The following is a 24474-nucleotide window of genomic DNA, read 5'->3' on the forward strand; positions in this document are numbered from 1 at the left end:
TTTGCTTCCCTAGCTTGTTAGCCCAATCGATTCCTTACACATTATTCACATCAATCGTAACTCTATTTTCCAGTCACATTGATCTGATTCTCTATGCCCGTCAATTTTGACTCCGGCAAATAACACTCACCCTCACCGTTACACACTACACCATCCTGATCCCAGGGCAAGCGCCGGTAAAAAGATAAATCGTCTGCACCGAGCAACGGATATTTGATGATTTCGAAATAGGGAGAATAATCAAAATCGCGCGCCACATAGAGCCGAGTATTGCGCTTAAATAATCTCAGTTGTCCATCAGGCATGCGGTGTATCACCGGCAGAATAGGAAATTGCACCGCATTAAACGCTTCGGCAATCATGGTTGAGCACACAATCTTGGTATGTTTCCCTGCTGCGTACTCAAAAAGTGTTGAGCGCCAGCGCCGTGGCACAACGGCAAATGGAATCATCAAGCGTGCCAGATCGATCAATTGCCGAATGTCATACTCAACACCAAGATGCCCGATCGCCTCCGCAATCACTCGCTTTGCATCCGGGGCATTCAGCCCGCGCGGGCGGCAGATGCGCAAGTGATCCGTCGTATATTTGCTCAACGGCTTGATCACCGTTCCTTCACCCAGCAGCGCCTCAATCACCAACTGTTCATTGGGATCACCCCGATAATGACGCTGCACCAATCCCTGTAATTCTGCATCCTCGATATCACGCATCCGGCCTATATATAAAGCCACATGCGTCCACGGGCTGCTGGTAATGGTCTTGATAATGCCGCCAACCCGGGTTCGTCCCTCTACCAGCAACACATCGCACGACCGAATCTCAAAACTCAAGCGCTCAAAATCGCAGGGCGGTATCGTGCTGGGCTCGGCCTCGTGGTTCAACCAGGCAACAAATCGTTTGGCCATCCAGCCACCAATACTCATCTAACCACTCCTTGAAATACTGTCATACGGCACTTTATGCCACCCCGCCCTGATACTTTTATCGGAAGTTATTGGTTTTTCTAGAGTTCCCATGAAGAAACCAGGCTCTTCGAACAATATTAGATCAACGCTGAATTGCTAAACATCAAACATTCCGGTGCATCCGCCACCGCCTATCAGCACAAGCATAACCTTCTGATTAATTTAAATAAACGACCCCGCGGCAAGCTACGGGGAATGGCAGCCACAGAGATTCACCAAAACCCATAAATCCAGCCCCGCAGCAGCCGATACCCGTTCACCTTGGAGTGCTTTGCCAGGCAATCACAGCCTTCAGCATTTAATGTGACTGGAGCTGAGGGGACCGCCGTTTCGACGTAGGAAATTAAGCAGTTTAATCTTGTTTTAGAGCGGCGAGCACAATGAATTTTAATCATCGGCAACAGCAACGTTCCTCATTAAAAAAACACAGCCCCCGCGCCAGATTTCATGTCAAGATCTACAATTGGCAATATATTCTTCTGGGCGAGGTTCACGATGTCTCTGTCACTGGCGCCGGCATTAAAATTCCTTCGGCCATCTGGAATAAATCGCAGTTCACTACCTATGGGGCGATTCGTGAATCGCGCCTACGCATCATCATTACCGTCAAGAAACGCCATGATTTCATCGCGGCGCTTGATCGTATCGTTAAATCCCAACGCGATCAAATCGCGGCAATAGGCCTTATCGAATAACAAATAGCTCAGCAAGCTATTACCGTCACGATCCATCGCCCCCACGCCGCCCAGGAAAAAACGCAATGTCCGCGGCAAGCGATAGGCATGGTCGCGGGCAATTTTTGAAATGTCGCGGCTGGGCGACACCACCAACGCCTTAACCGGCCGCAACTCTACGGTTCCGTTATCAAAATAATGCTTGGGTATCAGTGACAATGTACGATTAATGCGCTGCAACCGTTCAAGATCCATTTCCATTGAATCCAGAAAAATACTATTCAGCACATGTCCCGCAATCCGCGCCACGGAAGGATAAGTAGTCGTCTTTCGGCGCATAAATTCGTTATCGTTCTCGCTGCGCACCCCGACCACCAGCACCCGCTCGGCCCCCAAATGCAATGCCGGACTGATCGGCGCCAGTTGCCGCATTGAACCATCGCCAAAGTATTCCCGATTCAGCCTGACGGCCTCGAATATGAAAGGGATGGCCGAAGAGGCCATTAGATGATCAATCGTGATTTCCGTCGGACACCCCACGCGGACAACACGGCTCCAGGGTTTGATTTCATGCTTGCTTTGATAAAACGTGACCGACTGTCCCGAGGTATAACCGGAGGCGGTTATCGACAACGCATCGATGGTGCCTGCTTCAATTGCGTTTTTGATCAAATCACATGGCATATAGCGTTGCAGCAAATGCCGTAACGGCTGGCGATTGAATAAAGCCGCTGGATTGTTCTGCCCCAAACCACCCAACATCAACGCTAATAACCAATGGGCACCACTTTTGGCCAAACCCAGCGCATCGCTGCGTATCACCTGTTCAATGGTAAAGTTGCTCCAGACCCATACCAGTCGCGTCACCGCATCCTGAAAGTCCTGGGAATAAATCGATAATGCCGTGGCATTAATCGCCCCCGCCGAACTTCCACACAAAATAGGAAAAGGATTTCTGGTTTCCGGGGCGCGCATCCGAGCAATTGCCTTGAGCACACCCACTTGATATGCGGCACGTGCTCCACCACCGGCCAGAATCAGGCCAGTCTTTGGCAGTTGTTGTTGATTACCCTTGAACTCCGTCATTGCCCTGCTCATCCATCTGCGGCAAACCGGCCATGACCGGCCCCTAAAGGGTTAACGGCACTCGGAACACTTTAATAAGTATTTGTTATCAGAGAAATAACCACTTAATCGCAGGAAATGTGTGTGCGCTGTGAACGTCGTTCTTCGAGATCAATAACCTTGGCCGCAGCACGATCATCTCGTTCAACGCGGCCATTGAGGGCATCCACCAGGCCATCCTTGCCATACACGGCATTCATCATCATTCCGGAAATCCGCATGCAGGCCGACAAGGGATTGGAGGAGCGCTGACGTTCGGCATCGATGCGCCACTGCAAACGCTGTAACCGGCGACGATAATGATCCGGCGCAGCAGCGATAATCATGCCGAGCAGATGTTGGCGCTTGGCCTCAAACGCCTCCGGGTCACTTTCCGCCAAACTCTTCCAGTCTTCGAACTCAAATTCCTCGGGCTTAGCCATGGGGCTGCCTCCTGGTATTACCGATAGCCATCGCTATGTTCTACTTATGGCTTAATTATACCAGAAAAACCCCTTATAAACACCCTACAATTATTTTATTTATCTATATAACTTATTGATTTAACTATAATTAATGGCCTTAAGGGTGGTCTTGGCCAAGGCCGCCACCACAAAATCAATCTGTTCCCGGGTGATCACCAACGGCGGGGCAAAGCGAACCACAGTTTCATGCGTCTCCTTGCTCAGGACCCCCTGCCCCATCAAACGTTCACAAATGGTTCGCGCTGCGATCTTCGCGGGATCGAATTCAACCCCGATCAACAACCCACGCCCACGCACTGCGCGTATCAACGGTGTCTTTAATGCTCGCAAGGCTTGTTGAAAATAATCACCCAGTTCCGCTGCCCGCGCAATCAATCCTTCTTCAACCAACACATTCAGCGCTTCCAGCCCCACACTGGCCGCGAGCGGATTACCGCCAAAGGTACTGCCGTGATCGCCCGGATGAAATACCGCCATCACGTCTTCGCGCGCGAGGAACATCGACACCGGCAACAGGCCGCCGCCTAACGCCTTGCCCAGAATCAAGCCATCGGGTTTCACACCATCGTGTTCACACGCCAACAGTTTTCCGGTACGGCCCAGGCCAGTTTGAATCTCGTCACAAATCAGCAATACATTATTGCGTTTGCAGATCTCGGCACACCGCGCGAGATAGCCTTGTGGTGGCACAATAATCCCGCCTTCACCTTGAATCGGCTCCACCAAAAAGGCGGCGGTATTCGGCGTGATCGCTTGTTCCAATGTCGCCGCATCGCCAAACGGAATTTCTTTGAATCCCGGCGCGAACGGGCCAAAACCATCGCGATATTGTGCCTCGGAAGAAAATCCCACAATCGCAATTGTGCGGCCATGAAAATTGCCATGACAAACGATGATCTCTGCGCGATCGGCCGCCACGCCCTTAACCTGATACGCCCACTTGCGCGCCGCCTTGAGTGCGGTCTCGACTGCTTCCGCGCCACTATTCATCGGCAAGGCGCGATCCTGAGCTGTGAGCTCGCACGCCCGCTGTAAAAAAGGCGCCAGTCGATCGCTATAAAATGCACGCGATGCCACTGCCAGGGTTTGCGCTTGCTTGATCAGCGTCTGCACCAGTCGCGGGTGGCAATGACCATGACTCACTGCGGAATAGGCGCTCATCATGTCTAAATAGCGCTTTCCGGCATCATCCCAGACATAAGCACCTTCACCCCGCGTCAGCACCACCGGTAATGGATGATAATTATGAGCGCAATATCGCTGCTCTTGATCAATGATCTTGTTCATGTTCCGTCTCTTCAGACAATCCTGTCACTACTCCCAACAAGTCCAGCGCCAACATCGCCGTGCGCTGTTCCAGATCCATGACTGGATTCAATTCCGCGATTTCCATCGCCACCAATTTTTGATCGTTGCGTAATGGCCGCAAGGCATCAATCAGTTCCTCGGCATGCAAGCCGCCGACGACGGGCGAACCCACGCCTGGCGCATCCAGCGGATCAAGACTATCCAGGTCAATAGAAACTCCATACGCCGCCGTCCCCTGCGACACATGTTCACGCGCCTGAAACATCACATTCGCCATCCCCATGCGATGCACATCGTCCATGGTATACACCTTCACCCCCATTTGTTGCAGCAATTGTGCTTCTTCACCTTCATAGCTGCGCACACCGATCAGGCACAAATGTTGCGGCAATAACCTGGGAACTACTTTTCCGATCCGACACAACTCAGTTGCACCTTTGCCCAACAAGCATGCGACGGGCATGCCGTGCAATTCGCCGCTGGGACTCGTCTGCGGTGTATGACTATCCATGTGCGCATCGATCCAGATCAACCCAATACGGCCGCGCGCCGCAATGGCTTCGGCAACACCGCCCCAGGTTCCGATTGCACAAGAATGGTCTCCGCCATAGACACCCACAAAACGTTGGCGATGAATTGCCGCGCTGACTTCAGCGGCTACCTTGCTAAAAAAATCGGCCGCCTCTTTGACATCGCCGTGTCCTGGCGGGACCACAAGCGTGGCGCGCCACTGCCAGTGGGAATTTACCGATAACCAATTACGCGCATGCGCCAGGCGCTGAATAGTTTCCGGCCCACTGGCACAACGAATATCAGGCGCGCCCAATCCTGAAGCCACGCCAATAATTTCGGTAATACGGCTAATTTTCATGTTTTCTCGTCCGCGATACCGTCTATACTTTTATCGGCAGCATTTTAATTTGATGTAATGGATATATTGCTATCTGGAATAATTCTAGATGCGCACAGGATGTGCCTACTTTGTATATCAGGAGATCATAATATGACAAACGCCTCCATCACCAAACCCAGAACCAAGAAATCATCTGCCACCACCAAGACTGAATCTCCGCGAATTCTGGCCACAACCAGTACGAAAATTGGCATTAACCCAACGGATCGCTATCAGTTAATTGCGACAGCCGCCTATCTTCGGGCCGAAGCGCGTGGTTTTCAGGGTGAGGACAGCCTGAACGATTGGTTGGCCGCCGAGGCGGAAATCGATAGCCGATATTCCGTTAAACCTTGAGCGAGGCGAACTATTGATTTCGCGCGTGACAACGCCCGGCTACCATACCAGCATAAATATTGATGTTATCCCGGAGACGTTAACCGGTCCTTCAGGTACTCTCGAAATCCTTGCCGAAGGTTTTGATCAGCCTGACCGTAAAGGCGTTGCCATCGTCTGCCATCCTCATCCGCTGCATGGCGGCACGATGCATAACAAAGTGGTGCATTATCTGGCGCGCACGCTGGGCGAACTGGGCTTTGCCACGATACGTTTTAATTTTCGCGGCGTGGGCAAAAGCGAAGGCGGTTTCGATCATGGCAACGGCGAAACGGAAGATGCTTTGGCCATTGTGCAATGGGTAAGACAACAGTTCCCTGATGCCCCATTGTGGCTGGCGGGCTTTTCCTTTGGCGCTTATGTTGCCTTGCGCGTCAGCCAGACCGAGAACTTGAGCCAACTGATCACTGTAGCGCCCGCCGTCAATCGCTTCGATCCCTCCACACTTCAGCCACCCCACTGCCCGTGGCTGTTAGTGCAAGGCGAAAATGACGACATCGTGCCGTTATCGGCGATCACTCAATGGCTGGATACGCTTGCAGTACGCCCACAAGCGATCTTTCTAAAAGAGGTGGGGCACTTCTTTCACGGACAACTGCCACTCTTGCGCCAGACGTTGCTTGATACGCTGGGGTCTGCGGCGGGGAAATTATCCGTATATCAACAGTGATCTTGTAGAAGATCTCTTACGCCGCCAGACGCGCAGCGATATCTTTGAACATATCTCCCTGATCCATCACCTGATTGACGATCTTTTCCAGCTTTTCCTCGCTCAACCCCAGCGTTGCCAAAAATTCGGGGGTGACCTCAACTGAAGGCTTATGACCAAGATGGCGCTGATAAAGCAGATGATCTACTACTTGCCCGAGGCGGGCATAATCAGCATGCATCCCCATGTATTCAGGATTATGATGCTCTCTTACCATCGTCACCAACTCTTCCGGCAGATTCCAGGCCTTGAGCAACCAGGCGCCTAATTCGGTATGATCGATTCCAAGATACTGCTGTTCCAATTCTCGAATCGGCTGATCCGGATTTGCCAACACTTTTTCGTTGAGGCCGAGAAACTCTTCACGAAAGAGATGACCCAGCGCCAGATAACCAAAATCATGCAACATACCACCGAGGTAACTCAGCCCCGGGCGCATACGCCGTTCTGGCGGCATTACCTTGGCAATCGCTTGCATCAAGGTGGCGCCATAGATTGAATGGCACCAGATGGACTCCAATCCCAGGGGGCCATGTTTTGGAATCTTGAATGGCCGCGCCAGCGAAACCCCCAACACCAGATTCATCACCATATCAAAGCCCAGCACCCGCGCAATGGCGACATTTAACGAATCCACTTGACCACGGTAACCAAACAGCGGCGAATTGGCATAGCGCATCACCTGCGCCACCAAGCTGGGATCAAGCTCTAACACACGCACCAGATCATCCATACCGGCTGCAGGATCGGCGCGCAGCTTCAGCACCCGCGCCGCCATTTCCGGCATGGGTGGCAATTCGGTGATTTGTTCAATCCGCTCGCGAATGTAATAACTGGCATCGCCATATTTTGTTGCAGCTTGTTGCCCGTCCGGATCAAAATTGATCGTCGATGGCATTTCCATGGGGTGGGTGAAATCAGCGCCCAACCAGGCGTTGGCTTGCAACATCAGGAAATCCTTACGCGCCATTTTGATAAGCCGGCTGCGGTCGCCCGTCACGATGTAAATCGTTTCCGGCGTCGCCAGATTGGCATCGATAATGGTACGAATACCGTAGGGTTCGCCAATCGGCGGAATCAATCCCGGTTGGCAATCGGCAAACACGGTAGAAAGTTGTGTCTCAAATGCGGGTTGTACACGACGATGCAACATGGCGGCCAAGCGATCATAATCAAGCCGGTGCGATGCGGGCAGCACCGCCATCATCAAGCCAAAGGAATCGCGCAGGATGACAGGATAATATAAGGCACGCGGCGTGATCCCGGCCTGAGCTGCCGCTTGCAGCGGTGATTCGAAATGCTGCAATTCCAGCACCGAATAGATGATGTGTTTGTTATCAAGATACTGCTTGACCGTTTTTGCGATCGACATGAGCCCCCCGGTAAGTTCCGTTTAACCGTCACTACAACCACATGACGCCAACCTAGCACCGCGCCTAACGTCCCTGGACGCTTGTTCCCAGGTGATCCTCACCGGTCCTGCTTTATTAGATTACCTTATTCCTATACAAGGATAGTCTAAAAATAGCACTTCGGACGGCAAGTTGGCACAACTGTTTATTAGTGTCGTCCCGATTACCGGATTCTAAAGTGTATTCATGATAATTTTGTTGCCAAGTACTTGGCCGGGATGGAAAAACCGAGAGGAGAGCTAAGACATGCGACCGACAAACACTGCCGGCCGCACACAAACAGACATTACTTTTCAGGCGCCGCACAAACCTCAGCGTAATCTTCATAAGCAGGGTATGGTCCCTTGCCGCTGCACCACGGACAATCCGGGTTCTTACGCACTTTGAACTCGTGAAAACTAACCTTGAGCGCATCGTAATACAGCATCTTGCCGAGCAGTGGGTCGCCGATCTTGAGCAGGAGCTTGAGCACTTCCACCGCCTGCAACAAGCCCATCACCCCGGGCAATACGCCCAGCACGCCGATCTCGGAACAGGAAGGTGCCGCACCCGCGCCCGGCTGCTTGGGGAACATACAACGGTAACAGCCGCTCGGATGGGTAGGATGCTGTGGCCAGAATACAGTTAACTGGCCTTCGAAGCGATAGACGGCACCATGGACATTGGGAATCCCCAGCTTCACACAGGCGTCATTGATCAAATAGCGCGTCGCCAGATTATCGGTGCCATCGACCACCACATCATAACCGGCAAAAATTTCTTCCACGTTGCTGGCATCAAGATGGGTGCGGTAAGCAACCACTTTGACATCCGGATTCAACGCTTCCAGCGTTTCACGCGCCGAGTCGGCCTTGAAGGCGCCGACGCGGTCATTGCGGTGCAGAATCTGACGTTGCAGATTGCTCATATCGACCACATCGTGATCGACAATACCCAGCGTGCCGACACCCGCTGCCGCCAGATAATACGCTGCAGGCGAACCGAGACCCCCGGCGCCGATCAACAACACCTTGCTATCGAGCAGCTTGAGCTGACCGGTTTCCCGCACTTCCGGCAACAGAATGTGGCGCGAATAACGCTTCTTGGCGACATCGTTCAAGGTGCGCGGGATTTCGAAGGCATGGCCTTCGTTCTTCCAGCGATTGAAACCGCCGCGCAACGAACGCACATCCTGATAACCCAGTTGCTTGAGCGATTCAGCGGCAAACAAAGAGCGCACACCACCGGCGCACATCATGATCACGGTCTTAAGCTTATCCGGTACCGCGTCTTCAACGCGCAATTCCAGATAACCGCGCCCCAGACGCACCGCACCTTTCGGGCTGCCGTTGGCAATCTCATCCACTTCACGGACATCGATCATCACCGCACCAGAAGCCAATAATGTCTCGGCCTCTTTCGGTGTGACCTCACTGATTTCTGCTTTCAATTCCGCCAGACGGCGGTCCATACCCTTCATCGTTAACCCCCCGGTTACGTCACGGACCTGGCTTCAGCGATTAGCGCCGCGCGGTCCTTTTTATAGAACCGCCTATTCTGCCAAGTTTGGCCCTGGGACACCACCTAATATGCTGTTGAAAACTCCCTCTCCCTCTGGGAAGGGGGTGGGGTGAGGGGCACAAACATCCCGGTCTGCTTAAGATTATCGGCCCTTGCCCGACTTAGGCTTAGCCCCGGAACTGGCGCAGCGGAACCCTAAATCAACGAAGGTTGACCCCGGCGCCAGCGGGAATCGATACGCGCCGCGATAGAAATGGCTGATCGTGTAATGCCCGACCCCGCCCCAGCCGCCGCCACGGGCGACGCGGTATTTCTTGCCATATAACTCGCTAACCTCCTGATTTCCTTGATAAGGTTGATATTCGTCGGCCACCCATTCCATCACATTACCCGCCAGATCGTACACCCCCTCCGGGCTGCGGCCCTTGGGATACGAACCCACCGGCGCCACCCCCTGCTCACCATCGCGCAACGCAGACCCCGCATTAAGCCGCGCTGGGTCCCAGTCATTGCCCCAGGGATATTCACGCCCCTCGGTTCCACGCGCCGCCTTTTCCCACTCCGCCTCGGTCGGCAGGCGCTTGCCCTTCCAGGCGCAATAATCGCGCGCTGCCGTCCACGTCACACCCGACACCGGCAACTTATCCAACCGCTTTTGTTGTGCTGTGATCGCATCGATCAGCTTCGCGCGCGACATTTTTCGGGTATCCATATCCAGATGATAGGTGTCAGTCGCCAGGCGGCTTAACGTCGGCTGATCACCCATCTCCAGTAAATCACGATTCAACAAATAACCGTTTTTATCCCAGCCCTGCGGCAACCAGTAATTATTCTTCATCACAAAGTCGCGGTAATCACGATGCGTCACTTCATAACGATCTATGTAGAATGCAGGCAAAGTTTCCTGCCGCTGCGGCCGCTCATCGAGATACCAGGGCTTGATCGAACCGAATTCCTGCGCCTTATTATCAGCATCCACCTGATTCGAGCCCATGATGAACGGCCCGGCCGGGATCAACACCATCTCCGACTCCGCTGCCGCTGCACTACTCAACCACGCAGCGACAAACACGCCGCCAACACTGCGCCCTATTTTCATTACACCCTTCCCATCCCCACCGCTAAGGGCCTATGGTATAAAAAAATCGACACCGCCATCGAGAAATCACCATGATCAAACAACTGCAGATCACCACCTCCCAGCAGGGCCTGCAAAATATCACCCGCAGCATTGAACAAGTGGTCCACGACAGCGGCATCAAGGACGGACTGTGCACCCTCTTCATCCAGCACACCTCCGCCAGCCTCGTCATCCAGGAAAATGCCGACCCTTCCGCCAAACACGATCTCGAACAACGGCTTAATCGGTTAGTGCCGGAACGTGACCCGCACTACACCCACACCCTCGAAGGTGGCGACGACATGCCCGCCCATATCAAATCCATACTCACCGCCACCAGCCTCGGCATACCTATCATTGGCAACCGCCTCGCCCTCGGCACCTGGCAGGGAATCTATTTATGGGAACATCGCCATCATGGCGGCACGCGCAGTTTGGTGGTACATATTGGGAATTGAAAGAATTCAGGAGTCCGCGCATGAGCAAAAAACTGGATGAAGTCGTCGCCGAAGCGCGCCGCGCCCGCGAGCAGCGCGAACAGGGCTATCGCGAAAAAGCGCTCAAGATGTACCCCTGGATCTGCGGCCGCTGCTCACGCGAATTCACCCGCACCAACGTGCACGAACTCACCGTCCACCACCGCGACCACAACCACGACTACAACCCCGAAGACGGCAGCAACTGGGAATTGCTCTGCGTCTACTGCCATGACAACGAACACTCACGCCTGCTCGACGGCGAAGGCACCCGCTACAACACCGCCAAACCCGCTGGCGCCAGCCATAATCCTTTTGCAAATTTGGCGGAGATGCTTAAGAACAAAAAGTGATTTTCGGCTGGGGATAACGGGCTCGCGGCGTTTTCCGTATAGTATCCAAAGCGGTTGAGGGGTCCACGATAGTCCTTACCCAACCTTCCTGAGTGCTTGACGCGATTGTGTAGCCACTTGCATCGCTCATTCACCAGTGCCCCTGTTTCTCCAAAACTCATGTGAATCCACCCAGAGGTCGATAAAAATAGGGTATAGGTCGCTTAAGATTCTAGGTCAGAAAACGCGTCAATTTGGGTAATTGGTTGTTTAAATAGAGATTTGTATTTGTGAGCGCATTTTTTCTTTTTTTCTTTGATAACTTTTGTTGGTCCGAAGAAATTTCGGCGAGGAAATCCATGAAAAACTTAATGCAATGGGGAATCCTTGGTGTTTGTTTGATTGCGGGGTTGGACTCCGCGCTTGCACAGCAATTTGATACTTCGGTACCGATGAAAGATAAAGGTGTAGCCACTTATTACGTCGCCGGTGAAATTGCAGGGCATGGCACAGCGGAATTCATGGTCGATACCGGCTCCGGATATATGACGATCAATGAACAGACATTGATTTCATTATTGGAGCGTGGTGAAGCGGAGTACGTCAAGCTTTTAGAGGCTGTATTGGCCGATGGGCAGCGTACTCAGGTGCCTGTTTATTCGTTGTCGGCCGTTAACATTGGTGGCCAGTGTTGGGTGAATAATGTTGAGGCGGCCGTTTTCCCGGGTGAAACTCGGCAAATTTTGGGTTTGAGCGCGCTTAAAACGGTTTCACCCTTTATTTTCTCTTTTGATCCTCCCGAGCTGATCCTTAGTCATTGTGGAACAGCACACCAAACAAGCCATCAACTTAATTAATAAAGCTGATCAATTGCACTCGCGCTGTTCAGGCGTCTTTAGTTTTTGTAAAAAATTAGTTGGTAATCATTGCAATGAATACGGCAATGATATCGCAGATACGGCTTATCTTCACGCGATTGATATCAAGGTTTGCCTCCCTCGCTTTTCGACAGCTATGCTTTTCTCTTCATTTATTGCCTTATTAACCTGCATTTTCCACGATAAATCTGGACGACCCGTTTATTCAATCTTCCATCGGATATCGAGGTACGCTCTAAATATACAGAGTTTTTCTGTCGCTTAATTCTTAACGCCATATGCAATGTGGTTACAGCTCATTTTATTGACACGTGATCACTCGACATCTATATACATACAGTAGGAAGTAGTTAAGTGATGCCTATTCTTCTGCGAATGTTAAAGATAGAGAGAGGAAGCGGCATTGGAAATGACGAATTTAAGGAGGCGATCATGAGTACAAAAAATGGAGTATTAATGACGACATTAGGTGCTGTGTGCATCTTTTTGGCCAACCCTGTTTTGGGCGAAGAAATGAACGAGTCGCAGCGAATGCAACAACAGGGCATGATGCAACAGATGTCAAAACCGGTGGCATATGAGACTTCCCGTCTTATCGGTCGCGATGTTGTAAACCACCAAGGAGAAACGCTTGGCAAAATTAGAAATTTGGCGATTGGCAGCAATGGCCAAGTAACTTACGCGGTGCTGGGTGTTGGTGGTATCGTCGGCCTGGGCGAAAAAGACATAGCTGTGCCCTTTAATCAACTTCAGATATCGCCTGATCAAACACGTGTCACATTGAATGTAAGCAAAGACAGAGTGACCAGTGAGTTTTCCGCATTTGAAGATGTGCGCAAAGGCGAAACCAAGATGCAACAACCAATGGAACGATAAATGGAAACACAGGCATGGAGTAGTGAATGGCGTCGAAGCGGATCATCCACGTCTTTTTCAGATACGCGGTTAAGCAACCACTCATCGTTTTATGATCAAAGGGACTCGGGAAATCCAGTGGCTAATGCAGAAGTCGCCGGTTTAAAACACATCTCATGCAATCGAAGATCGCTGAACGCGCTTCAGCATGGCTGTTGAATAACGCAAGACGTATGAGCTAGAAATATTTAGCGCTCTTTTTATTTTTTACTACCGCCTGCGTTGTTAGGGGGTGCGATCGGATTACCCGGTCGCACCCTGTTTTAAAGGATTTGATAAAAGGTTACCCGTGGAGATAAAGGGGCTAACAATGTTTCACCGGCAATCGCTTTTCACTGGCCTGGGTTGAGCCAATCTTTCGCGCAGTTTAGCTGTGGTCTTCGTGATTCATCCGGCATCGCAGGACGATGAGACCTATCACTCAAACATTATTAGACCGATTAACAAGGGAGGTAATGATGCAACGTAAAACCATCAACACATTGCTGCTGGTTTTGGCTGTCCTGTTACTTACCATCGGTGTCATCAGCTGGCTGGCAATGGGGACGACGCGATCCGTAAATTGATCCCAGCTTAGCTAAATGGTCATGGGGTCAGGTCTTGCAATAACGCATTTCCGGGCTAGACTGTGAGTCATGGCAAGACCCTTGAGAATTGAATTGTCTGGTGGCTTATACCATGTCACCTCCCGGGGTGATCGCAGGGAAGATATTTATGATGGAAAACAAGACTGCGAGGCATGGCTGACGATCTTTGGAAACGTATGCGAGCGCTTCAATTGGATTTGCCACGCCTATTGCCAGATGACCAACCACTATCACATTGTGGCGGAGACGCCGGAAGGGAATTCATCAAAGGGGATGCGCCAGCTCAATGGGGTGTACACTCAGTGGGTGAATCGTACACACGGCAACGTTGGGCACCTGTTCCAGGGACGCTTCAAGGGCGTCTTGGTGGAAAGAGACAGCTACCTGATCGAATTGGCGCGCTACGTGGTACTCAATCCAGTCCGTGAACGGCGTGCGGGACTGGCCGTGGAGTAGTCACCGCGCGATGCTCGGGCTGGAATCTCCGCCCGCCTGGCTGCAAACGGATTGGTTATTGGGACAGTTTAGTGCGCAACGGCGGCGCGCGGCCCAGAAATACGAAGACTTTGTTCGAGCCGGGGTCGGGCTGCCGAGTGTGTGGGACGGACTCAAGCATCAGGTTTTCCTCGGCAGCGATGCCTTCGTCGAAGGCATCCAGCACCGCATCCCCGATGCCGAAAAGCTCAGAGAGATTCCGCGCGCGCAACGACGGCCGCGCGCGCCAAGGCGTTGGAGCAATATGCGCGCCATGGCCGTCAGGGGATGGCGGGGGCCTATCTTTCGGGCGATTACACTCTGCAGCAAATCGCGGATTATTTCGGCGTTCATTATTCGACTGTCAGCCGAATTGTAGCTGCCTGTGAACAACAGTACCGAAATGTGTGATTGCAAGACCCCGATGATGCGCGTTGTTTTTCATCTTCTCGCGCAGTTCATCATGGCGCCACGATGACCATCCACGACACGCCGAAGCGATCGGCGACCATGCCAAAGCGCGGGGAGAAGAACGTTTTACCGATCGGCATCTGCACCTTGCCACCGTCGGCCAGTGCATTGAACAGCCGATCGGCCTCAGTCGCACTGGCAGCACTGATCGATAGCGAGAATCCCTGGAAATTCGGCTGTCCCCGGCAGTTACCATCGGAGGGTTTCGCCGATGCGAAAACTCGAATGCATGATTTTATTCTCCGAGCCGGGCGGGATCATGCCAGGCGGAGGCGGATCGGGGCTCTCCTTGTAGCGCATGATCGTCTCGACTTTGGCACCGAGTGCTTTTTGATAGAACTCGAGCGCTTCATCGCAGCGGCCATCGAAGAACAGATACGGTTGAACGTTCATAGTCTCTCCTTTGGGATGCGTTCAGAAATCCTTTCTATTAGGTAACGGTTTTATTGTTGCTTATAGGCGAGTTTCAATTTTTCGATGTCGATTTTCTTCATCTGCAACATCGCCTGCATGACCCGCTCCGACCTTGCCGGATCGGGATCACTCATCAGTTGGCCCAAGACTACCGGAACGATCTGCCATGACACGCCGTATTTGTCTTTAAGCCAGCCGCACTGTTCGATCTCTCCACCGTCGGTGAGCCGGTTCCACAACGCATCTACCTCTGCCTGCGTCTCGCAGTTCGCAACAAAGGAAATCGCAGGTGAGAATTTGAATACTGGACCGCCGTTCAAGGCGATGAAGTCTTGTCCGTCGAGCTGAAATGCGATGGTCATGACTGTGCCTTCCGGCTGTCCAGAAACTTCCGCGCCGGCCTTTCCATAACGGGCAACATTAACGATCTTTGAATTCTTGAAGATCGAAACATAAAAATTCACAGCCTCTTCGGCCTGGCTATCGAACCAGAGGAATGGGGTAATTTTTTGCATAGGGTTTTACTCCTATTGTTCAGGCAACTTGTTCAGACAACTTCCTCACATACTTGCCATAACGATCCATGGTCTGGTTGCCACCTTCGATGGCGTTGTATTCCTTGACCACCGTTTTGCGATCTGCCGCCGTATCGAAGACCATGCGCATGGTTACGCGGGTCTTGTTATCCAGCGCTTCGAAGGTCCACGTCGCTATAAAATGGACGCCAGGTCCACCTTCCCTGCTGCCGCCATGAGAGAAGACGATGCACTCGGGTTTGACGACCTCTTTAAACACACTGCTGCTGGGATAATCAGTATCGTCGGGGCCATGCATCACATGCTTCCACACACCGCCAGGCCGCACGTCCATCTTTTCAATCGTCGTCGTGAAACTGTTCGGCCCCCACCAGTTCGCCACGTGCTTGGGGTTGGTCCACGCCTCCCACACAAGCTCACGCGGAGCATTGAAGACACGGGTGACTACAATTTTGCGCTCGGCGATATTCTCAGCGGGATTGTTTCTTTTTGCGTCCACGTTTTTTCTCCTTTGCTTGTAAGTCCTGCAGATATTCATCCAACCGGTCAAAGCTCTGCTCCCAGAACTGGCGGTACTGCACCACCCAATCGGAAATCTCTTGCAGCGGCTTTGCTTCTAACCGGCAGGGCCGCCACTGCGCTTGACGGCTCTGCGTAATCAGACCGGCGCGCTGCAAGACTTTGAGGTGTTTGGTGACGGCGGGAAGCGTCATTTCGAAGGGCTCGGCGAGTTCCTTGACCGATGCCTCGCCCGAGGCGAGGCGTGACAGAATCGCGCGGCGTGTGGGGTCGGCGAGTGCTGAGAAAGTGGTGCTGAGGTGATCGGGCGACATCTATATTACCTATAGGTTAATTAACTAATAGGTTAAATATAGCCGGCTCTGGCGGCTTGTCAAGCATCCTCTCCCGCGTGCGGGAGAGGATGACAAGTGACCGCTTCACTACTTTTTCATTAGCAGGCCGCTATGCGCTCCCGCTCTTCGGCAGTGGTCATGCCATAACGCGCCTTGGGACTGGTGATGGCCTCGTTGCCGACGAGTGCCAGCGGCATGTAGGGGCTATCACTGCCGGCCACGGTGAAGACGTATCCCTGCGCCTCTTCTTGACCTTCAATGTTGATGGAAACTACGTAGGCGGGCTCAAGCAACCGCTGGGCTTTGCGCTTGGAGAGACTCAGATAACCGAACTGTACCGACTGCGGCATTGCCACTTCGGTAAGCGGTATTTTGCTGTGACCCATCAGGCGCTCCAGTTGTTGATAGACCTTTTGCAGCGCTTGCTCAGGCGGAACGGTTTTGACGCGATCAATGGTTTTGCCGCTGGTTTGACGCGCCATAATGGAGAGCGAATCGAGCTGGCCTTCGGTGGCAACTTTGACCGCTACCGATGCGGCACCGAGTACGGGTAGTCCATTGATGTAGTGACGATAGGCGCCGACGGCGCGACAGAGTACGGGGGAAATGGCTTTGCCCTCGCGGTCTGCGGCAGCGGCCTTGATCTGCCACAATCGTTCGAACCTGAGCTCTTCGTTTTCACTCACCCATTGTTTGATGTTGAGATTACGAGCGGACTGTTCCACCAGCTTGGTAAGATGCGCCTTGCTCTCCAGTTTACCGAACAGCTGTTCCATCGGCGCCAGGCCGGTGGTGAGCTGCATTGCGCCGGAAGGGTGATACAGCACTGCGCGAGCCCCTTGCGGCAGGCGGACCAGGGTACTGTCCTGCTGCTCCGTCCAATCGCCGCGTTCGAAACTGCAACCGCAGCTCTTCCCGATGAACGAGAGCAGTTGATGACCACGCCGATGCAAATCGTCAATGTTCGGCTGCTTGAGCTCAATCACGTCTGCCTGAGCAGGCACTGACTCCAGATTGCTGATGAGTTTGTCGATGAATGCCTTCTTTTTCATGGGTTAGCCCTCCGCCCAGCGCCAGAGAAGACACGCCTGTTGCGACGGCGGCAGGTCGGGATCGACGTTGCCGTGGCCCCACAGGTGGTCACGATTGAGATAACTGCGATCCCAGCGAATGTTGCCGCCGTTCCAGGTGGCCGCATCGCCGACACAGACGGTGATGGGGTGGTTGTCCACCCACCAGTCCGAAACGCCGTCGATCCAGGAGTCGGAAACAGTGTGGCCGTGAATCAGATTGTCGCCCACATCCTCGCCACATTCGTCGGTAGTGATGCCATCGTACATGTTGTCCCAGGCGCCACAGTAAATGTGCATGCCGGAAAAAATGTTCCACAGGCCGCCGACATTGTTGAGATCGACTGTTTTACAGGAATACGCCATCACCCATTCGGCATTCCAGTTTTCACCGAGCTGCCACTGACCGGAGAAAGTGCGCCAGTTATCGCGCGGCGTGTCGTACAACATCCGCGCTTGGCCGTTGGCGGTATGGTTACCGTGAGTCTCCATCCAGAAGATGTCGACATCGTCGACCCAGTGCCGGTCGTCGCCGCCCTGATCGCTGTCGCGAATGTCGGTCTCCCAGCAATCGGTGTTGCCCCAGTAGAAGGAACGGGTGTGGCCCGCCGAACGAAGCTTGCTGTCGAAACCGTTACTGCGATTGAATGTGTAGGTCAAATCACCCGCAGTGCTGACATCTGCGGCTCGTGCGTTACTGAAATAACGTATAGCCTCAACACCGAATCTAGCCATAATCCCTCCTTGGAAATAGCTTCCGTGCAATTTTGCTAAACAACATGTGGCATGGTCTGTTTGACTTTCAACCTCATGACGCATGGAAATTAGTGACTGCTTTCACTGCCAGTTACATGCGTCTGCTGAATTACCCAGAAAATACATTTCATCGATTATGCTGTGTATAAACAGCAGGACTGAGCTATATTAAAGACCATTGAATTACTGTCGGAACAAGTGCATTGGCTCTTGATGCCAACAACACTCGTTGTGTTAACTGTAGCAGTGATTTAGCGGGAAGCAAGGCACTACTCACTCATAAATCCGACCTGGCTCCCTCCCGTTAGATCCCGCAGTCTTTGTGATCATTTCATCAAGGTAGTTTAATCCCTAATAAGGTGTCCGGCATCATTGTTTGCACCACCCAGCGATTTAACGATTGTATCGTTTCATATTCTTAAACGTACGCGCGTCAAAACTCGGGTAGCTATGCTCTCGCATTGTGTTGGCGACGAGCCGGAAAACGCTTATCCACGCCTCGCGCAATTCCGGCGTAAACTCATCGCCCAATCCTTTTTTCAAGGTATAGAGCAGGGCATTTCCCACTGGCGTGTAGTCTTCCGGCTTTACTCCGTAACCCGCATGTCGTTCGGCTAATTTGTGCAACGTCGGCACCAGCTGGTCAAGATTGGTCAACGATCCCACGGCGACTGTAAGCACCGCCATCAATTTTCGCCCCTGATCTTTCATGTCGTTTTTAAACATTCTTCGCAACGAGGGATCATATTCAAATAACTTTTTATAAAAAATCTCCGCCGCCGCATCGGCAATAGGCTCCACCTTGGCAAAACTGCGTTGGATGAGGGTGATTTGGCGTGACGTTATCGACATGGTGGCACCTCGAAGCTAAGTATTAATCCTGTAGTCAACGATAGCGGCTGGGTGAAAAATAAGTTAAGACATAAAAAGGGCGGAAATAAAAGTAAAAATCGTGGATTGCTACAACAGATTCACGCGTCTCTAATTAGCGGCTTTTAATTCCGCAAGCACTTTATCTATCACGTTCGCCCAATCCCCAAGACGATCTTGCCTGAATAGGCGTGCCGTGGGATACCAAGGACTATCACTTCTCTCCAATAACCACCTAAAATCTGGCACGTAAGGTAGCAAAATCCAGACAGGCTTCCCCAACGCACCCGCAAGATGTGCGACTGAAGTATCCACGGAAATCACCAGGTCCAACTCCGAGATTAGGGCGGCGGTGTCGGCGAAGTCGAGCAACTCTTCCTGATGGGCGTGAATCGGTGAATTCATCAAGATCGCCTCGTCATCGGCTCTGATTTCTTTTTGCAGCGAATGAAATTCAATATCCAAATCCAGCAGGGGACTTAGATGCCGGAGAGAAATACTGCGATTGTAATCATTTTTATGATCTGACGTTCCTGACCATGCAAGGCCCACTCGTGTCCTTACTTTAGATCCAAGCCGCCTTTGCCATTCGATCTGCTTTTGTGGAATGGTTGAAAGGTAGGGCACTTCATTTGGAATCGTCTCAAGGGTGGTTCTAAATGCTAATGGCAAGCTCATGATGGGGCAGTAGCAGTCAGAATCGGGCAGCGCCTCCCCTTTTGTAATTATTTTAAATGAACCATTCAGCGTGCGAATCAGTGGCACGAGTGCCGCATGAACTTCCAAAATAACATTCGCGCCCATAGCTTCAATCATGGGAATGTAACGCACAAATTGAATAAAATCGCCAAGGCCTTGCTCAAGGCACACGAGCATGGTTTTGTTGGCCACTGGTTGGCCTCCCAACCATAATGGCTTTTTGCCATGTCCGATACAAAGGCTTTGCTGGCCTATAACCCAGCGACCTTCATAAAGCGGCCATCCTTCTTCAAAGTTCCCCAAAAGCAATTCAAGAATACCCTTGTTGAAATTGGCCTTGGGATAATCCTTTTCGAGGGAAAGCGCCTTGTTATAATCATTCATGGCAAGATCGAGCCGCTTGATATCATTAAACAAAACGCCGCGACTGTAATAGGCTTCTTTAAAATCTTGTTTTAAAGAGATTGCTTTATTGAAGCTTGACAACGATTCTTCGTAGCGTCGCAGCCCACGCAGGGCATTGCCACGATTGTTATATGCGATTGGATTATCGAGATCGAGAGAAACCGCCATATCATAATTAAAAACGGCATCCTCAAGTTTTCCTATTTCGCTAAACAGAACACCACGATTATAGTAAGCCTCTGTAAACTTTTGGTGTACGGATATTGCTTTATTAAAACTGACCAGAGCTTCGTCATAACGCTTGAACTTTTGCTGAAGGATCAACCCTCGGTTGTTATAGGCCGCCGCATACTCCGGATTGATGGCGATTACCTTGTCATAACTACTCAAAGCTTCATTATGCCTGCCAAGCATATTGAGCAAATTGCCCATATTGTAATAAGCCATTGCAAAGTCTGGTCTCAGTGCAATTGCCTTTTTGAAGCTGGCTAACGCTTCGTCATGCCGTTGAAGGTCGATCAAAACATTTCCACGGTTGTTATGGACGTCTGCCAAATCCTGGTTTAACGCAAGTGCCTGATCATAATTCGCCAAGGCTTCCTCGAAACGGCGGAGAATCTTCTGAATGTTACCCAGGTTGTTATAAATATTTGGATAATCCGGCTTTAATGCAGCTGCATTGCTGTAACTTGCCAAGGACTCTTCGAACCGCCCAAGTTGTTCCAGCGCCATCCCGAGATTAAAGTGCGCGGAAAAATCCTTAGGTTCAACGACGACCGCTTTTGCAAAATAAGTCGCGGCCTCATCCAGACGCCGCATCTGACCAAGCAGCGCGCCCAAACTGAATAATGCAGGAAAATTATCAGGGGCAAGATGAAGTACGCGTTGATACAGCTCCAGGGCATTCTGCAGCTGCCCCTGTTGATGCCAGGTCATCGCTTGCCTGAGCAGGTCAATGATTTGATTATTGGATGTCGGCGAGGTCGTCATGTAATGATCATAAATATGTAGGGTAGCTGTTACTTCCCTACCAGAGCATCCGCCAGCCCACCCAGAGTCACTGATTCAACGCCCGCTCTATCACTGCCACATCGAGCAATTCCGCAGGTTTATAGATATCGGCGGCTTCCATTGGGATCTTGGGATTACGATGCGGCATCAATACCAGTTCTGCCATATCGACATAAGCTTTATTGCTTTTATCAAATTTCTGCGTCGCCAAGGTATGCAAGGTGGCGCTGTAGCTGTAGCCATTGTCGGTGAAAATCATTTCGATAAAGCGCTTGCGCTGATCCCCCGGTAGACTCATGGGAGTGGTGCTGAGATTCTCGTTCGATACTTTCTCCCAAGATTTGGCCAATTTTTCCAATGCTGCCTGATCGCCGAGCGGCGCGGGTATTAAGGTTTTCGGTTCACCTCCACACGCGACCAGCAATACACCCAATAATATAGAGATTATAGTTTTTTGCGTCCGCATATTAATGTTCCTTGCCACGCTGCTCCAATTCACGATTGATCCAGTTACCCAACTCCGCATGCCCTTCTTTCTGAGCGATCATTTGCGGCGTCCAGCCATCTTGGGTCGCCACCTTAAGGTCGGCGCCTGCTGCGACCAACATTCGCACCACATCTTCGTGTCCTTGTTGCGCCGCCCAATGCAAGGCCGCCCAGCCCTCTTTGGTCTGGCGCTTTACGTCGGCGCCATGCTCAAGCAACAGCTTGACGGCCGGGGCATGTCCCTTCATCGCTGCCCGCATCAATGGCGTCCATCCGCCGTCATCGGCGGCATCCACTTCCGCACCACGCGCCAGTAACAGCGACATGGTTTCGGCATCGCCCTGACGCGCGGCGTGCATCAAGGCCGTCCAGCCAAAATTGTTGCGCGCGTTAACATCCGCACCCTCGGCCAATGATTTTTTGACCGCATCGGTATTGCGGTCCATCACCTGCTCCATCAGGGGCGTATTTTTATCGCACGCGGTTAACAGCGTTGCACACAGCAACAGCACCAAGCCATTAGTTATCCGTCTCATCCTTCACCTCGCGCCCATCCGGGGCGCCTATTGTAACGCGATTCAACCCCCGCCTGCGCGATGCAGTATAATACCCGTCATTGCTGGGGACTCACTGGATCGCATCATGGCCAAGTTCAAATGCCCGCGCTGTAAAGCGCTCGTTTTTTCGTGGCAAGACAAATACCGCATGGGATTTTGGGGCGTCAAGCACTGCTCCGGCTGCAATGCCCGCGTCGCGGCTTTCCCCTGGACCTTGGTGTTGCTGTCCTTTCTCTATGTCTGGAACGTGGTCTGGTGGGCAGCCCTGATCCACTTTAACCACAGTTATCATTACTTGATTTTTATGGCGCTGTGCTGGGTGTTGCTCGACCTGCTGAACGTGTATTTCATGCCATTGGCTTCATTCAAACAGTGCGATAAGCCCAATCCTTCCTGAGACGACGATGGCGCGCATCCTGGCGGTGGGCATCGCCACACTCGACATTATCAATAGCGTGGATGGCTATCCGCAGGAAGATGACGAGGTGCGGGCCACGGCACAGCGCCGTTGCCGGGGCGGTAATGCCACCAACACCTTGGTGATACTGAGCCGGCTTGGCCATCACTGCGCCTGGGCCGGGGTTCTGGCCGATGAGGCCGACGCCCGCGAAATCGAGACCGATCTGTCACGCCACAGCATTGATTTGTCGGCAGTGATGACGGTGCCGCAGGGCAAGGTACCAACGTCGTATGTGACGCACAACACGCGCAACGGCAGCCGGACCATCGTTCATTACCGTGATCTGCCGGAATATCCGGCCAGCGCCTTTGAAAAGATTAACCTTGGCGACTATGACTGGTTACATTTCGAGGGTCGCAATGTGGATGGCGCTCGCGAGATGATGACGCATGCACGGCGGCTGTGCCCGCAACTCCCAATATCGCTGGAAGTTGAAAAAGATCGTCCGGGGAAGATTGATTCATTATTTGTGTTTGCAGATGTGTTGTTGTTCTCGCGTCCTTTCGCGCGTGGCCGTGGTTTTGAAGATGGCGCAACTTTTTTGCAGGCCATGCGTAAACTGGCGCCGCAGGCACGGCTCACCTGCACCTGGGGTGAATATGGCGCTTATGGATTAGATCGAAATGGAAAAACCCATCACAGCCCGGCCTTTCCACCGCCGCGGCTGGTGGACACCCTCGGCGCGGGCGATACCTTTAACGCAGGCATGATTGACGCGCTGATCGATGACCAGAATCTTGAGGCCGCACTGACTCACGCTTGCACACTTGCCGGACACAAATGTGGCATTGAGGGATTGAATTTATGATCGAAATTTACGACCGCAAGGGCTTTGACTGCCTGGCAACCGTTGCTGCTGATAACTTATGTAACGTAGATTTATGCGGCAAAGATTTAACTAACGCCAATCTGGTACAAATGGATTTGCGCGGCGCACAGCTGCGTAACGCACGTTTGTTTGGCGCCGATTTGCGGCTGGCCGATCTTAGCGGTGCCGATTTGCGCGGCGCGGATCTGACCGATGTCGATTTTACCCACGCCAAACTCGACGGGGCCTTGCTCGAAGGCGCGATCATTGAAAATGCGAAGTTCATGCCGGAACATCGTGAGGTTCTCAAGGCTGCCGGAATCAAACCGGGGTTGAGCGGGATTGCGATCAGTAAAATTTAAGCGGCGATGTGGAATGGCATTATTCCCCGGGTTTCGCTACGGCTCAACCCAGGCTACGGTGTTTTTTTCCGGCTCGCTTCGATCACCCTGAGAATATCGCGCCAGCTAATGATGCCAACGGGTCTATTTTCATCATCGACAATGGGGATGCATGAGACCGTATGCTGATTGAAAATACTGACTGCATCATAGATATCCGCGCTGGCCTTCAAGGTAATGGGTTTTCTGGTCATGATTTGATGCACTTTTTTATTCAGCGTTGCCGCATCCTTGGCCGTTTCAGCGGCAGTCCCCACACTTGCCCCCAGGGCCTTGAGCAGATCCCGGTCTGACGCCACGCCAAATAGCTTGCCTGACTCCACCACCAACAGATGATGAAACTTGGTATTGGAAAATATTTCCCTGACCTTGCTCAAGGTGTCATCCAACCCGATGGTGATGATGTTCTTGCTCATTATTTTTTCAAGAATCATGTGTCCCCCGCC

Annotated in this window: 27 protein-coding genes and 2 pseudogenes; 10 read left to right on the forward strand and 19 right to left on the reverse strand. The window is 52.2% G+C overall.

From position 1 onward, the window contains the following. Positions 1-62: 62 nt before the first annotated feature. The 5 genes from HY272_10595 to HY272_10615 all read right to left on the reverse strand — a co-directional run bounded on the left by HY272_10595 (position 63) and on the right by HY272_10615 (position 5410). Complete coding sequence (locus tag HY272_10595; protein ID MBI3773132.1) at positions 63-908, reverse strand: hypothetical protein; 846 nt, start codon at positions 906-908, stop codon at positions 63-65. Between the two features lie 647 nt (positions 909-1555). After that, positions 1556-2728, reverse strand: coding sequence for a patatin-like phospholipase family protein (locus tag HY272_10600; protein MBI3773133.1), 1173 nt, complete (start codon positions 2726-2728; stop codon positions 1556-1558). A 104-nt stretch (positions 2729-2832) separates the two neighbouring features. Next, positions 2833-3189: a DUF3135 domain-containing protein gene (locus HY272_10605; protein ID MBI3773134.1), complete on the reverse strand. Its 357-nt coding sequence runs from the start codon at positions 3187-3189 to the stop codon at positions 2833-2835. A gap of 120 nt (positions 3190-3309) precedes the next feature. After that, the gene (gene rocD, locus HY272_10610) at positions 3310-4518 is read right to left on the reverse strand and encodes an ornithine--oxo-acid transaminase (GenBank protein MBI3773135.1); all 1209 of its coding nucleotides are present in this window, start codon (positions 4516-4518) and stop codon (positions 3310-3312) included. After that, positions 4502-5410 (reverse strand): arginase, encoded by a 909-nt coding sequence (locus HY272_10615; protein MBI3773136.1) that lies wholly within the window; start codon positions 5408-5410, stop codon positions 4502-4504. Before HY272_10615 ends, rocD begins: the two co-directional genes overlap by 17 nt. A 132-nt stretch (positions 5411-5542) precedes the next feature. Here HY272_10615 and HY272_10620 point away from each other — a divergent pair, with 132 nt between their 5' ends. Together HY272_10620 and HY272_10625 are read left to right on the forward strand one after the other, a co-directional pair. Next, the gene (locus tag HY272_10620) at positions 5543-5788 is read left to right on the forward strand and encodes a DUF2934 domain-containing protein (GenBank protein MBI3773137.1); all 246 of its coding nucleotides are present in this window, start codon (positions 5543-5545) and stop codon (positions 5786-5788) included. A 67-nt stretch (positions 5789-5855) separates the two neighbouring features. Then, positions 5856-6497, forward strand: coding sequence for an alpha/beta fold hydrolase (locus HY272_10625; GenBank protein MBI3773138.1), 642 nt, complete (start codon positions 5856-5858; stop codon positions 6495-6497). Between the two features lie 16 nt (positions 6498-6513). Here the strand turns inward: HY272_10625 and HY272_10630 are convergent, their stop codons facing one another. The 3 genes from HY272_10630 to HY272_10640 form a co-directional block, all read right to left on the reverse strand. Continuing rightward, on the reverse strand, positions 6514-7908 hold the full coding sequence (locus tag HY272_10630; GenBank protein MBI3773139.1) for an HDOD domain-containing protein: 1395 nt from the start codon (positions 7906-7908) through the stop codon (positions 6514-6516). A 326-nt stretch (positions 7909-8234) separates the two neighbouring features. Continuing rightward, on the reverse strand, positions 8235-9407 hold the full coding sequence (gene moeB / locus HY272_10635; GenBank protein ID MBI3773140.1) for a molybdopterin-synthase adenylyltransferase MoeB: 1173 nt from the start codon (positions 9405-9407) through the stop codon (positions 8235-8237). 183 nt (positions 9408-9590) lie between these two features. Next, positions 9591-10547, reverse strand: a complete 957-nt coding sequence (locus HY272_10640; protein MBI3773141.1) for an SUMF1/EgtB/PvdO family nonheme iron enzyme — start codon at positions 10545-10547, stop codon at positions 9591-9593. A 71-nt stretch (positions 10548-10618) separates the two neighbouring features. Between HY272_10640 and HY272_10645 the strand changes: the two genes are divergently transcribed. From HY272_10645 to HY272_10665, 5 genes and pseudogenes are all read left to right on the forward strand, one after another. Further along, positions 10619-11026 carry a YjbQ family protein gene (locus tag HY272_10645; protein ID MBI3773142.1) on the forward strand — a complete coding sequence of 136 codons (408 nt, stop codon included), beginning with the start codon at positions 10619-10621 and terminating at the stop codon, positions 11024-11026. Between the two features lie 20 nt (positions 11027-11046). Continuing rightward, a complete protein-coding gene (locus HY272_10650) occupies positions 11047-11397 on the forward strand; it encodes an HNH nuclease family protein (protein MBI3773143.1) in 351 nt (116 codons plus the stop codon). Between the two features lie 350 nt (positions 11398-11747). Further along, positions 11748-12233: a retroviral-like aspartic protease family protein gene (locus HY272_10655; protein MBI3773144.1), complete on the forward strand. Its 486-nt coding sequence runs from the start codon at positions 11748-11750 to the stop codon at positions 12231-12233. 453 nt (positions 12234-12686) lie between these two features. Beyond that, positions 12687-13130: a PRC-barrel domain-containing protein gene (locus HY272_10660; protein ID MBI3773145.1), complete on the forward strand. Its 444-nt coding sequence runs from the start codon at positions 12687-12689 to the stop codon at positions 13128-13130. Between the two features lie 674 nt (positions 13131-13804). Beyond that, positions 13805-14641: pseudogene (locus HY272_10665) on the forward strand (transposase). A gap of 50 nt (positions 14642-14691) precedes the next feature. Here HY272_10665 and HY272_10670 read toward each other — a convergent pair. From HY272_10670 to HY272_10715, 10 genes and pseudogenes are all read right to left on the reverse strand, one after another. Next, positions 14692-15094, reverse strand: a pseudogene (locus tag HY272_10670) (VOC family protein). Positions 15095-15144: 50 nt separating this feature from the next. After that, on the reverse strand, positions 15145-15630 hold the full coding sequence (locus tag HY272_10675) for a VOC family protein (protein MBI3773146.1): 486 nt from the start codon (positions 15628-15630) through the stop codon (positions 15145-15147). A 19-nt stretch (positions 15631-15649) separates the two neighbouring features. Beyond that, complete coding sequence (locus HY272_10680) at positions 15650-16189, reverse strand: SRPBCC domain-containing protein (GenBank protein MBI3773147.1); 540 nt, start codon at positions 16187-16189, stop codon at positions 15650-15652. Then, positions 16122-16484 carry a helix-turn-helix transcriptional regulator gene (locus HY272_10685; protein ID MBI3773148.1) on the reverse strand — a complete coding sequence of 121 codons (363 nt, stop codon included), beginning with the start codon at positions 16482-16484 and terminating at the stop codon, positions 16122-16124. Before HY272_10685 ends, HY272_10680 begins: the two co-directional genes overlap by 68 nt. A 119-nt stretch (positions 16485-16603) precedes the next feature. Continuing rightward, a complete protein-coding gene (locus HY272_10690; GenBank protein ID MBI3773149.1) occupies positions 16604-17557 on the reverse strand; it encodes a hypothetical protein in 954 nt (317 codons plus the stop codon). Positions 17558-17560: 3 nt separating this feature from the next. Further along, on the reverse strand, positions 17561-18310 hold the full coding sequence (locus HY272_10695) for a hypothetical protein (protein ID MBI3773150.1): 750 nt from the start codon (positions 18308-18310) through the stop codon (positions 17561-17563). 414 nt (positions 18311-18724) lie between these two features. Beyond that, positions 18725-19183, reverse strand: a complete 459-nt coding sequence (locus HY272_10700) for a hemin receptor (protein ID MBI3773151.1) — start codon at positions 19181-19183, stop codon at positions 18725-18727. A gap of 129 nt (positions 19184-19312) precedes the next feature. After that, positions 19313-21295: a tetratricopeptide repeat protein gene (locus HY272_10705; protein MBI3773152.1), complete on the reverse strand. Its 1983-nt coding sequence runs from the start codon at positions 21293-21295 to the stop codon at positions 19313-19315. Positions 21296-21362: 67 nt separating this feature from the next. Then, on the reverse strand, positions 21363-21782 hold the full coding sequence (locus tag HY272_10710) for a hypothetical protein (GenBank protein MBI3773153.1): 420 nt from the start codon (positions 21780-21782) through the stop codon (positions 21363-21365). A 1-nt stretch (position 21783) separates the two neighbouring features. Further along, entirely contained in the window at positions 21784-22338 is a 555-nt protein-coding gene (locus HY272_10715; GenBank protein ID MBI3773154.1) for an ankyrin repeat domain-containing protein, read from the reverse strand. A gap of 106 nt (positions 22339-22444) precedes the next feature. Here HY272_10715 and HY272_10720 point away from each other — a divergent pair, with 106 nt between their 5' ends. From HY272_10720 to HY272_10730, 3 genes are read left to right on the forward strand one after another with little or no spacing between them, the layout of a single operon-like run. After that, positions 22445-22756 (forward strand): hypothetical protein, encoded by a 312-nt coding sequence (locus HY272_10720; protein ID MBI3773155.1) that lies wholly within the window; start codon positions 22445-22447, stop codon positions 22754-22756. 7 nt (positions 22757-22763) lie between these two features. Next, positions 22764-23627, forward strand: a complete 864-nt coding sequence (locus HY272_10725; GenBank protein ID MBI3773156.1) for a ketohexokinase — start codon at positions 22764-22766, stop codon at positions 23625-23627. Beyond that, positions 23624-23989: a pentapeptide repeat-containing protein gene (locus HY272_10730; protein MBI3773157.1), complete on the forward strand. Its 366-nt coding sequence runs from the start codon at positions 23624-23626 to the stop codon at positions 23987-23989. The genes HY272_10725 and HY272_10730 overlap by 4 nt, the downstream gene beginning before the upstream one ends. A gap of 53 nt (positions 23990-24042) precedes the next feature. Here HY272_10730 and HY272_10735 read toward each other — a convergent pair whose 3' ends face one another. Then, positions 24043-24462, reverse strand: a complete 420-nt coding sequence (locus HY272_10735) for a CBS domain-containing protein (GenBank protein ID MBI3773158.1) — start codon at positions 24460-24462, stop codon at positions 24043-24045. Positions 24463-24474 lie beyond the last annotated feature (12 nt).

The sequence above is a fragment of the Gammaproteobacteria bacterium genome, from assembly GCA_016200485.1.
Lineage (GTDB): Bacteria > Pseudomonadota > Gammaproteobacteria > Tenderiales > Tenderiaceae > JACQEP01.